7 protein-coding genes are annotated in these 11,703 nt (G+C 60.4%); 5 read left to right on the top strand and 2 right to left on the bottom strand.

The window, feature by feature from the left end:
* Positions 1 to 131: 131 nt before the first annotated feature.
* Positions 132 to 1,760, bottom strand: coding sequence for a hypothetical protein (locus J2Y56_RS12880; protein WP_033048831.1), 1,629 nt, complete (start codon positions 1,758 to 1,760; stop codon positions 132 to 134).
* A 363-nt stretch (positions 1,761 to 2,123) separates the two neighbouring features.
* Between J2Y56_RS12880 and pvdM the strand changes: the two genes are divergently transcribed.
* From pvdM to J2Y56_RS12855, 5 genes are all read left to right on the top strand, one after another.
* Positions 2,124 to 3,473, top strand: a complete 1,350-nt coding sequence (gene pvdM, locus J2Y56_RS12875; RefSeq protein ID WP_007943434.1) for a pyoverdine-tailoring dipeptidase-like protein PvdM — start codon at positions 2,124 to 2,126, stop codon at positions 3,471 to 3,473.
* A 28-nt stretch (positions 3,474 to 3,501) separates the two neighbouring features.
* Positions 3,502 to 4,782 carry an aminotransferase class V-fold PLP-dependent enzyme gene (locus tag J2Y56_RS12870; protein WP_007943435.1) on the top strand — a complete coding sequence of 427 codons (1,281 nt, stop codon included), beginning with the start codon at positions 3,502 to 3,504 and terminating at the stop codon, positions 4,780 to 4,782.
* Positions 4,783 to 4,804: 22 nt separating this feature from the next.
* Positions 4,805 to 5,683 (top strand): formylglycine-generating enzyme family protein, encoded by an 879-nt coding sequence (locus J2Y56_RS12865; RefSeq protein ID WP_310350541.1) that lies wholly within the window; start codon positions 4,805 to 4,807, stop codon positions 5,681 to 5,683.
* Positions 5,684 to 5,909: 226 nt separating this feature from the next.
* Positions 5,910 to 7,559: a cyclic peptide export ABC transporter gene (locus J2Y56_RS12860; RefSeq protein WP_007943437.1), complete on the top strand. Its 1,650-nt coding sequence runs from the start codon at positions 5,910 to 5,912 to the stop codon at positions 7,557 to 7,559.
* A 321-nt stretch (positions 7,560 to 7,880) separates the two neighbouring features.
* A complete protein-coding gene (locus J2Y56_RS12855; RefSeq protein ID WP_007943438.1) occupies positions 7,881 to 10,343 on the top strand; it encodes a TonB-dependent siderophore receptor in 2,463 nt (820 codons plus the stop codon).
* A gap of 252 nt (positions 10,344 to 10,595) precedes the next feature.
* Here J2Y56_RS12855 and J2Y56_RS12850 read toward each other — a convergent pair whose 3' ends face one another.
* Positions 10,596 to 11,552, bottom strand: coding sequence for an alpha/beta hydrolase (locus J2Y56_RS12850; protein ID WP_310350539.1), 957 nt, complete (start codon positions 11,550 to 11,552; stop codon positions 10,596 to 10,598).
* Between the last annotated feature and the right edge of the window lie 151 nt (positions 11,553 to 11,703).

Genomic DNA, 11,703 nt, shown 5'->3' with positions numbered 1-11,703 from the left:
ATGAGTCCGCCATCGCGGGCAAGCCCGGCTCCCACAGGATTTATGTCGCACCCAATTCATGCGGCACACCTAAAACCCTGTGGGAGCGGGCTTGCCCCGGGCGGCGTTCCGACGATGAACGATAACGCGGTTTAACTGATAACCGGCTTAGCCTTCAAATGCCGCGCATACCAAGGCCGCTGCGGCACCTTGCGGAACAAGTCCGCCAACTTCTTCTCATCCTCGCCAAACGTTATCCGCAACGCCAGCTTCATGGTTTCCGGGTCCATCTCCACTGATTTTCCCGCCTGCAACCCCGGCGTGGTGCTGCAACCGTGAGTGCTCGGCCCCAACCACGGATCAGCGACTTCCACCCAGCGCCCCGGCGCAAACCACGGCACGCCGTTAATCTCCAGCCGATTCACTTCCCCCGGATGAAAGCGTTCATGCGCGCGAAACCAGTCGTCCAGGCGATCATCGATCCAGCCGTGGAAATGCCAGAACACAGGGTTCACATGGGACGAAAACGGATCGCCAAGGAAGTCGTTTTCCGGCGCAAACCAGCGTGGGGAGAAGTCCGCCGGATCCCGGGCGAACGGCACCGGCTGGCCGTTGGACGGGTCACGTGGCACCGAGGCCCAGCGCATGTGCAGCCAGTCGTGCAGACCCAATTCCACCTCTGAACCGAACTGGCCCAGGGTCAGCTTCGACAGATAACGTGGGTCGCGATAGCGCGATTCCCACACCTGGAAATTACTGTAATACGTCTCGGCGGTCTTGATGTCGCTGACCCATTTCGAATATTCGGCATCGTCGTCGGCCAGCCAGGTCGGCGGCAGTGCGGTGCCGTCGTGGTTGTCGCAGTATTGAGCGAAGCCGAGACGATCACGAGCCAGCTCCGGCTGTGGCAGCGGGAAGTGAGGCCATGACGGCAAGTCCTGCATCGACCGCGCCGTGCCGAGCATGTGCCGGTGCATGAAGAAAAAATCCACGCCTGAGCCGTTGCGATCCTTGCGCGCACCGCGAGCATCGCGCTCCTGATCACGCGGCCCAGGCTGCCAGCCGAGGCCACGCAGGGCATTGCGTTTGTCTTCGGCCAAGGTGTGCCATTTGTCCCGAGTGGCATGCCAGAGCTGGTGAAACAGTCGATGCTCGGGTGAAATCAGCCAGGCCAACAGCGGCGCATTAAGTCCGGTGCGCTCGCGGGCTTCGGGGAAGACCCGTTTGATGGCGATAAAGCGATTGTCCTGCGCGGTCATCATCAGCGGTCGATCGAGGTTCAACACCCGACCGCTGAGCGTGCCGCTACCGGCATTGCCGAAACCGGCCCAGACCTCGTCCAGCGCCATGCTGAATTCGTAATCGGGGGTACCTTTCGCCGAATTGGCATCGACCAGCCGCCAGCTCAATTGCGCCACCTTGGCATCGGCCAGATCGCCAAGCACTCGATAGCGCGGTGCTTCGCTGGAACGCAAACGCTCGGCGGTGTCGAGAAAGCCGATCAGGCCGTGCCCTTTGTGGCCGACATCCAGAAACAGCTCCAGACCGTCGCGCGGCAAACCTTCAATACCCGCATCACGCCCCTCAAAACGAATCTGCCAGACACCGCGCAGCGTGTCCGCCAGCTGTTGGCCGGCGGAATCCGCCACATCAAAAGAAGCTTCGCCGGGGGTGATCGTCGGGTCCGGTTTCGTCCATTCGCGATGCCCATAAAAAGCCACGGGCACGACGGCACCGGTCAGCGCCAGGCCTGCCATGAACCCTCGTCGAGAAATCGTCATTGCCCTACCTGTGTCAGCCTTGAAGCAGGCTTTATCCAAGCTAGAACGTTCACCCCCTCCGAAAATTTAAAAGCATTGCGGCTCCAACGATCGTTCCCACGCTCTGCGTGGGAATGCCTCAACGGACGCTCCGCGTTCGGCTCTTCAAGGGACGCGGAGCGTGGGAACGATCAAAAATTTAAAAGCATCGCCAGCAGGCTGGCTCCCACAAGGATGGTGTGAACACCGCAGATCCCCTGTGGGAGCGAGCCTGCTCGCGATGAGGCCATCAGCCTCACTAAATTTCCAATGGCATGACTCGTTCCTCCCAGATAGCAAAGCCCCCACGTCCACACCGGGGCAACGAACCTGACTGAGGTGAACATGACAAACCCACGTTCAAAAAAGGCGCTTTACCTCGGCCTGCCCCTGGCGCTCGCGATCAGCGCCGGTGCCGGCTACGCGGTCTGGGATCACTGGTTCAAGGGCAACCCCGGTTACCCGGTCAAGGTGATGCAACAGGCCGACGAGCTGCAAACGCGCATCCTCTCCTTCGACAGCCACATCACCGTACCGCTGGACTTCGGCACCGCCGGCAACGAAGCCGACAAGGACGGCAGCGGCCAGTTCGACCTGGTCAAGACCGGGCGCGGACGCCTGTCCGGCGCCGCCCTGACCATCTTCGGCTGGCCGGAAATCTGGAATGGCGCCAACGCACCACACCGCCCCACCGAAGGCTTTGTCGACGAAGCCCGATTCGAGCAGGAAACCCGCTACAAAATCATCAACGCCATGGTTCGCGATTTTCCCAATCAAGTTGCCATCGCCTACACCCCGGACGATTTCCGCCGGTTGCACGGCGAAGGCAAGTTCGCGGTGTTCATCAGCATGCTCAACGCCTACCCCCTGGGCAACGACCTGAACGCGCTGGATAAATGGGCCGCACGGGGCATGCGCATGTTCGGCTTCAGCTACGTGGGCAACAACACCTGGGCTGACTCATCGCGGCCACTGCCGTTCTTCAATGACTCGCGCGATGCCCTCGGCGGTCTGTCGGACATTGGCAAACAAGCCGTGCATCGCCTGAATGATCTCGGCGTGATCATCGATGTGTCGCAGATGTCGACCAAGGCGCTGGAGCAAGTCGCGCAGCTGAGCCGCACACCGATGGTCGCCTCGCACTCGGCACCGCGTGCGCTGGTGGACATTGCGCGCAACCTCAGCGACCAGGAAATGCAGTTGATCAAGAACAGCGGCGGCGTGGTGCAGATTGTCGGCTTCCCGACCTACATCCGCCCCTTGAGCAAAACCACCCAGGACAAGCTGAACGCCCTGCGCGCCCGCTTCGACCTGCAACCGTTGCAAGGCCTGGAAATGGCGCTGATGCCCGGCGACCCGGTGATCACCGTCTGGTCCGAGCAACGCTTCGGCGAGTACGCCAGCCAGCTCTACGCGATTGTCGACGAAGAGCCGAAAGCCACGCTCAAGGACTACGGCGACGCGATTGACTATGCGGTGAAAAAAATCGGCATCGACCACGTCGGCATCAGCTCCGATTTCAACGACGGCGGCGGCCTGGATGGCTGGAAGGATGTCAGCGAAGCCCGCAACGTCACGGCCGAGCTGATCAGTCGCGGCTACAGCGAGGCCGATATCGCCAAGCTGTGGGGCGGCAATTTCCTGCGGGTCTGGGACCAGGTGCAGCAGTCTTCCAGGCCGGTGGCGAAAAACTGAATCCCCTTTGCAAAAGCGAACCTTGCTGATGACCAACCGTCGTACATTCCTCAAGCAGGCCGGGATTCTCGCGGCCGGCCTGCCCCTGAGCAGCGCTGTGATGTTGCCGGCACGGGCTGCCAATCCGCAGCCGCAGCCCAAGGACAAATGGGCGCAACTGCGCCAACTGTTCGATCAGGATCCGGACTATTTGCACTTCGCCAACTTCCTGGTGACCTCGCACCCGCGACCGGTGCGCGAGGCCATCGAATGGCACCGCGCCAACCTCGACCGTAACCCCGGTCGGGCGATGGATTGGGACTTGGGTGAAACGGAAAAACGCGAGCAGGAAGTACGCGTCTGGGCCGGACGTTACCTCAAGGCCGAGCCTGAGCAAATTGCCCTCACCGGCAGTACCACCGAGGGATTGTCCCTGATCTATGGCGGCATTCATGTACGCCCGGATCAGGAAATCCTCACCACCGAACACGAACACTACGCCACGAACTACGCGCTGGATTACCGGCAGCAAAAGGACGGGGTCAAGGTGCGCAAGCTCAAGCTGTTCGAGAACAGCCGCGACATCTCCGTCGATGAAGTGCTCACGTCGATCAGCAAAGGCATCCGCCCGCACACCCGCGTACTCGGCATGACTTGGGTGCAATCCGGCAGCGGTGTGAAACTGCCGATCGGCGAGATCGGCAAACTGGTCGAAGAACAGAACCGCAATCGCGACGAAAAGGACCGCATTCTGTATGTGGTCGACGGCGTGCACGGCTTCGGTGTCGAGGACCTCGACTTCCCCGACATGCACTGTGATTTCTTCATCGCCGGCACCCACAAATGGATGTTCGGCCCACGCGGCACCGGGATCATTTGCGCCTGCTCCACCGAGCTCAAGGACGTCACGCCGACCATTCCGACGTTCTCCGAAGCCACCACCTTCTCAACCATCATGACCCCTGGCGGCTATCACAGCTTCGAACACCGCTGGGCGCTGGACGAGGCGTTCAAGCTGCACCTGGAACTGGGCAAGGCCGAGGTGCAGGCGCGTATTCATGCGCTCAACACCTATGCAAAAAGCCGCTTGCTGGAACACCCGCAGATCGAACTAGTCACGCCAAAGAGCCCGGACTTGTCCGCCGGCTTCACCTTCTTCCGCATCAAGGACCGCGACTGCGAAAAAGTCGCAGCCCAATTGATGGAGAACCGCGTGGTCTGCGACGCGGTGGAGCGCGACGCCGGCCCGGTGATCCGTATTGCGCCTGGCCTGCTCAACACTGAAGACCATATCGACCGCTTCATGGCGATGCTGGCCAAGAGCCTGTGATTTCCTCTGATCGAGATGACTCATGACCCCTGATTTACTGAACCTGCCCCTCAAGGCAATCGCCCTCACCGCGCTCATGGCCAGCCTGTTGCCCGCCACCGCCCAGGCCGCCGCCCCACCGCAACCGGGCAAGGTCTTCAAGGACTGCCGCGACTGCCCGGAAATGGTGGTGCTGCCCGCCGGTACCTTCACCATGGGCACGCCGGACGATGAAGTCGGCCGCGAGCCCGACGAGGGGCCGATGCATGACGTGACCTTCGCCAAGCCGTTCGCCATGAGTCGCTTCCAGTTCACCGCCGGCGAGTGGGACAGCTACGTGCGCGAGAGCGGCGTGACCATTGCCAACGGTGACACCCGACCGGGCCGCGAATGCGTCGCCAGCAAACCGCGTTATCCTCAGACGCCCCGCCAGCCAGCGGTGTGCATGAACTTCGATGACGTCAAAAACTACGTCGCCTGGCTGTCGAAAAAAACCGGGCAGACGTACCGCATGGTCAGCGAAGCCCAACGCGAATACGCCGCGCGCGGTGGCACCAAAGGCCCGTTCCCCTTCCCGTTCGATGAAGGCAAGGAATACAGTATCGCCAAACATGCCAACACCTATGGCCCGGCGGACGGTTTCAGCTACAGCTCGCCGGTGGGCAGCTACGCGCCGAACGCTTTCGGCATGTACGACATGCACGGCAACGTTTACGAATGGGTCGAAGACTGCGAACACCCGAACTACGTCGGTGCGCCCACCGATGGCAGCGCGTGGCTGGAAGCCAACTGCGAAGCCGTGCGGATTCGCGGCAATGATTGGGGTGAAGCGCCGGTGTTCTCCCGCTCCGGCAACCGCAATAGCCAGTACCCGCAAGAGCGTGGGGACTGGATAGGCTTTCGCGTTGTGCGCGAGCTCTAAGCCTCGCGCCTCATTGATCGTTCCCACGCTCCGCGTGGGAATGCCGCCAGGGACGCTCCGCGTTCCGCTGGTGAATGTGACGCAGAGCGTCACCGAATGCATTCCCACGCGGAGCGGGGGAACGATCAACCATCCCGCCCCACCGCCAGTCGGCACCCAGCTAAATTAAGCCTTCCACCAGACGTTCTACTGGGTATCTGCCTTTCCACCCAAGGAACTGTCCTCCATGCCCCAGCCAACCCGTGGCGCCCTCGGCGAATTGTTCGCCCTGTTGAAACCCTTTCGGCTGATCGTCGCCGCGTCCATTTTCCTGGGCATGGTCGGAGGCTTGAGCGTCACGGTGTTGCTGGCGACCATCAACAACGCCCTGCATTCGGACACCGGCCTGACCCAAGGCGTTGTCGCGCTGTTCGCTGGGCTGTGCCTGCTGGCGCTGCTGAGTTCGATCTGTTCCGACATCGGCACCAACTACGTCGGCCAGCACATCATTGCCAAGCTACGGAAAGAGCTGGGCGAAAAAGTCCTGTCGGCACCCATCGAACAGATCGAGCGCTACCGCAGCCACCGACTGATTCCGGTGCTGACCCACGACGTCGACACCATCAGCGACTTCGCCTTCGCCTTCGCACCGCTGGCGATTTCAGTGACGGTGACCTTGGGTTGCATGGGTTATCTGGCCATTTTGTCGTGGCCGATGTTCCTGATCATGGTCGCGGCGATCCTGATCGGCACGGCGATTCAGGCCTACGCCCAGAGCAAAGGCGTGCTGGGTTTCATGGCCGCGCGCGAGGCCGAAGACGAACTGCAAAAGCACTACAACGCGATTGCCGAAGGTGCCAAGGAGTTGCGCATCCATCGCCCGCGCCGCCAGCGCATGTTTGTCTCGGGCATCAAGGCCACCGCCGAATTCATCTGCAATACACAAGTGCGTTCGATCAACACCTTCGTGATCGCCAAGACCTTTGGCTCGATGCTGTTCTTCGTGGTGATCGGCCTGGCGCTGGCCCTGCAAACCTTCTGGCCGAGTGCCGATAAAACCGTGATGAGCGGCTTTGTGCTGGTGCTGCTGTACATGAAAGGCCCGCTGGAACACTTGATCAGCACCCTGCCCATCGTCAGCCGTGCGCAGATTGCCTTCCGCCGCATCGCCGAACTGTCCGAGCAGTTTTCCACCCCCGAACCGCATCTGCTGCTGAGCGATCAAGGGCCGATCAAACAAGCCGTGCACGAACTGAAACTGGCCGATGTGCGTTTCACCTTCCCGGCCGTTGAAGGTGTGGCGCCGTTCCAGCTCGGGCCGGTCAACCTGACGATCAAGCAAGGCGACATCACCTTTATCGTCGGCGAGAACGGTTGCGGCAAGACCACGTTGATCAAGTTGCTGCTGGGTTTGTACACGCCACAGCAGGGTGAAATCCGCGTTAATGGCCAGACCATCGACGCACAGAATCGCGATGACTATCGCCAGTTGTTCACCACGATATTCGCCGACTACTACCTGTTCGATGACGTGGTCCAGGGCGACACGCACATTCCCGAAGACGCGAACACATACCTGCAACGGCTGGAGATCGCACACAAGGTCAGCGTCAAGGACGGCAGCTTCACCACCACCGATCTGTCCACCGGCCAGCGCAAACGCCTGGCGCTGGTCAACGCGTGGCTGGAGGAGCGTCCGGTGCTGGTGTTCGATGAATGGGCGGCCGACCAGGATCCGACCTTCCGCCGGATCTTCTACACCGAGCTGCTGCCGGACCTCAAACGCCTGGGCAAGACCATCATCGTGATTTCCCACGATGACCGTTATTTCGATGTTGCCGATCAGTTGGTGCGTATGGAAAGCGGTCGGGTGGTCACCGAGTTCGCGCCTGCCTGAAAAAAACTCTCTAGTCCAACGCACGCTTTGTAGCAGCTGGCGAAGCCTGCGTCCGGCTGCGTAGCAGTCGTCAATCCGTCTCGCGAGGTCTGGCTGATGCACCGTGAATTCTGATTTCACGACTGCTACGCAGCCGGACGCAGGCTTCGCCAGCTGCTACGGACCGCGTTGCAGCATCGCGGACTGGCACTTCCCTCCAATTCAATTTTTTTAAATTTATTTCCCAGGTTTCTTTCCGGTTTTGCCTCCGCGCCCCGTCTTAATAATCATTCTTATTAACAATAACTCTACACAACATTTTTTCAGGAGCTCAGGTAAGTAATGCGACCTCTACCACGCCGCACACCTCTCGCGTTGGCCGTACAGCGCCCGTCTTTGCATCGCACCCTGTTCACCAGCGTTCTGCTGACCGCCACCTTGCTGGGGAGCTCGATGGCCACTGCTGCACCTGTAAAAGTGAATGTTGCCGTCCAGCCGCTTTCCAACGCGCTGACCGAACTGGGCATGCAGACCAACCTGCAAATCCTCTACAGCCCGGATCAGGTGGCGGGCATCAAGTCTCACGCGGTATCCGGTTCACTGGAGCCGTCCGACGCCTTGAAAGCGCTGTTGCAAGGCACTGGCATTTCGTTCCAGATCAATGGCAATACCGTGACCCTCGTGTCTGGCGGCGGCTCGGGTCTGCAACTGGGTGCAACCACCATTTCCGGACAGGCCCTGGGCCTGACCACTGAAGACACCGGTTCATACACCACCGGCGCCACCACCACCGCGACCGGGCTGCCGCTGACCATTCGCGAAACCCCGCAAACGGTGACCGTGGTCACGCGTCAAATGATGGACGACCGTGGTGTGCAAAGCGTTGCCGACGCGTTACGCAACACGCCGGGTGTCACAACGCAGAAGTACGACAGTGACCGTACCGAGTTTTCCGCCCGCGGCTTTGCCATCACCAACTTTCAGTACGATGGCGTCAACATTCCCTACGACGGTGTCTACGGCGAAAACCCGAACAACGGCGACGACGCGGCCAGCCTCGACCACATCGAAGTCATCAAGGGCGCTACCGGCCTGATGACCGGCGCTGGCGACCCGTCCGCCACGGTCAACCTGATCCGCAAGAAGCCGACCAAGGACTTCAAGGCCTCGGTCAGCGCCACGGCCGGTTCCTGGGATAACTACCGTACAGAAGGCGACATTTCTGGCTCGCTGACCGATTCGGGCAACGTACGCGGTCGCTTTGTCGGCGCGTACCAGGACAAAGATTCGTATATGGATCACTACAGCCAGAAAAAAGACATCTACTACGGCATCCTCGAAGCCGATTTGACGGACGACACCTTGCTGACGTTCGGCGTCGACAAGTCCAGCATCACCCCGCGTGGCAGTTCCTGGACCGGTAATGCGCCGTACTTCACCGACGGCAGCCGTACCGACTTCTCGCGCAGTTTCAACCCGGGTGCCGACTGGAGCCGTCGTGATTTCGACAGCGTCACCTATTTCGCGTCGCTGGAACAAGCACTGGCCAACGGCTGGAAATTCAAGGCCAGCTTCGACCAGAAAACCACCGATCACGACACCCAACTGGCGTCGGCCAGCGGTGGCTCCGCCGACCCCGTTACCGGCGAGGGCAATTTCCTGTACTGGGGTCGCTGGGAAGGTCATCGCGTACAGAACTCCGGGGACGTCAACATCTCCGGGCCGTTTTCCCTGGGCGGTCGCGAGCATGAACTGGTGGCCGGCTTCATGGCTTCCCACTCGCGCCAGACGGGTGCAACCTACGACTCCAGCGCGTTTGAACTGGTGCCGGGCAGCATCTTTGACTGGGAAGGTCACCTGCCAAAACAGGAATTCCCGAAAAACGGCAAATACGAGCGCACCCAGAGCCAGAACGGACTTTACATGGCCACCCGCCTGCGTCCGACCGACGACCTGTCGTTCATCCTCGGCGGCCGCCTGAGCACCTTCAAGTACAACGAAGACTACACCTACTATCCGGATGCAAACCTGACCGACACCCACGCCAGCTATAAGGAACATGGCGTCGTCACGCCCTACGCCGGGGTGGTCTATGACCTGAACGATGTTTACTCGGTCTATGCCAGCTACACCAAGATCTACCAGCCGCAAATTTACCAGGACATCACTGGCAAGACCCTCGACCCGGTTGAAGGCGACAGCTACGAAACCGGCATCAAGGCGGCTTATTTCGAAGGCAAACTGAACGCCAGCCTTGCCCTGTTCCAGATTGACCAGGACAACGTTGCCCAGTACGTCACCACCGACGTCAACACCGGCCGGGACGTTTATGAAGCCATCTCTGGCGCCACCACCAAGGGTGTGGAACTGGAACTGGCCGGCGAACTGGCGAAGGACTGGAACGTATCGGCCGGCTACACCTACGCCCGCACCCGCGACAAGGATGAACAACGTATCTACGGTTTCCCGCTGGCCTCCAGCAAACCGGAACACGTGGTGCGTACGTTCACCACCTATCGCCTGCCTGGCACGCTGGACCAGTTCACCATCGGTGGTGGCGTCAGCTGGCAGAGCGCGTTTTACGGCCAGAGCTTCAGCCCGACCGCCGGCAACACCCTGCTCAAGCAAGGCGGCTACACCCTCGTGGACCTGATGACGCGCTACCAGTACGACGAGCACCTGAGCTTCACCGCCAATGCCAACAACGTCTTCGACAAGAAGTACATGTCGGGCCTGGGCAACTTCGGCACGACCTTCTACGGCGAGCCGCGTAATCTGCAGATCATGGCGAAGTACGATTTCTGAGGTGTAAGCTGAAATAAAAAAATGCCCGCGTCGTGAGGTGCGGGCATTTTTTTTGCCTGGCAGATGTGTGTTGGATGTCAGGCCGCCATCGCGAGCAGGCTCGCTCCCACAGGGGATCTGCGGTGTTCACGCGACCCTTGTGGGAGCGAGCCTGCTCGCGATAGCAATAGTGGCCGCACCAGAAAGTCCCCATGCCTGGCACAAAAAAAACGCCATCCCTAAACCAAGGAATGGCGGTTTTTTCAGTTCGGTTCAAACCCGAGAACGCACCCACCCCGCCACTTCCGAGTGAATCCCCGCAACCTCCGCCAACAACCCCGCCATGCGCATAAAGTCATGGGTCATGCCCGGTTGTTCCAGCAACGTCAGCTCATTCCCCGCCATACGCAGTCGATCGGCATACGCCAACCCTTCGTCATGCAACGGATCATGCCCCGCCAGGTATACCAACGCCGGGGCCAAACCCGACAGGTCCGCCGCCAGCAATGGCGAGCAGCGCCAGTCTGCGAGGTCCTGCGGCGTGCGCCCGTAGTGCGCGTAAAACCAGTCCAAAGTTGGTGTTTCCAGCAAATACCCCTCGGCGAAATCCCGATGCGAGGCGCGTTGGGTCGTCGCATCCGTCACCGGGTACAGCAACACCTGCGCCTTGGGTTTCAACGCCAGTTCCTCAGGCTCACGCACCGCCATGATCGACAACACCGTGGCCAGGGTCGCGCCCACGCTGTCGCCGACCAACGCCACCCGATTCGCGTCCAGCCCCCGCGTGACGCCTTCACGCACCAGCCAGTTGCCGGCATCGCAAGCATCCTGCACCGGCGTCGGGAAACGCCACTCAGGCGCCAAACGATAATCCACCGTCAACAGGGCAAAACCACCCTGCGAGGCCAATCGCCGACACAGCGCATCATGGGAATCAAGGCTGCCGACGACATAACCGCCGCCATGGAAATACAACACCACCGGCTGCAATCCCTCGACCGCTTGCCCGTCGCGATACAAGCGCGCCGGCAGGCTATGACCGTCGCGCGCAACAAGGGTGAAGTGTTCGCAGGAAACACTGTCTAGCGGCACATCGAGAAACCCCGACGATGCTTCGAAATCGATCCGCGCCTGTTGCGGCGACTGTTCATGCATCGCGCGACTTTTGCCGGTCATCCGGCCGAACTCGGCGAGTTCGAGAAATGCTTCCAGTTCTGGCAATACGGCCATGGGAAAATCCTTCTACTCAAATAGATCGATACAAAATCTTGAAACGAGCGGAGATTTTGTGGGAGCTGTCGAGTGAAACGAGGCTGCGATCTTTTGATGTTGATCTTAAAAAGATCGCAGCCTCGTTTCACTCGACAGCTCCTACAGGGGA

This window comes from Pseudomonas sp. BE134 (genome assembly GCF_031456105.1).
In the GTDB taxonomy this organism is placed as follows: domain Bacteria; phylum Pseudomonadota; class Gammaproteobacteria; order Pseudomonadales; family Pseudomonadaceae; genus Aquipseudomonas.
The sequence above is the reverse complement of the archived record's forward strand: the minus strand, read 5'-3'. Positions and strand labels throughout refer to the sequence as shown.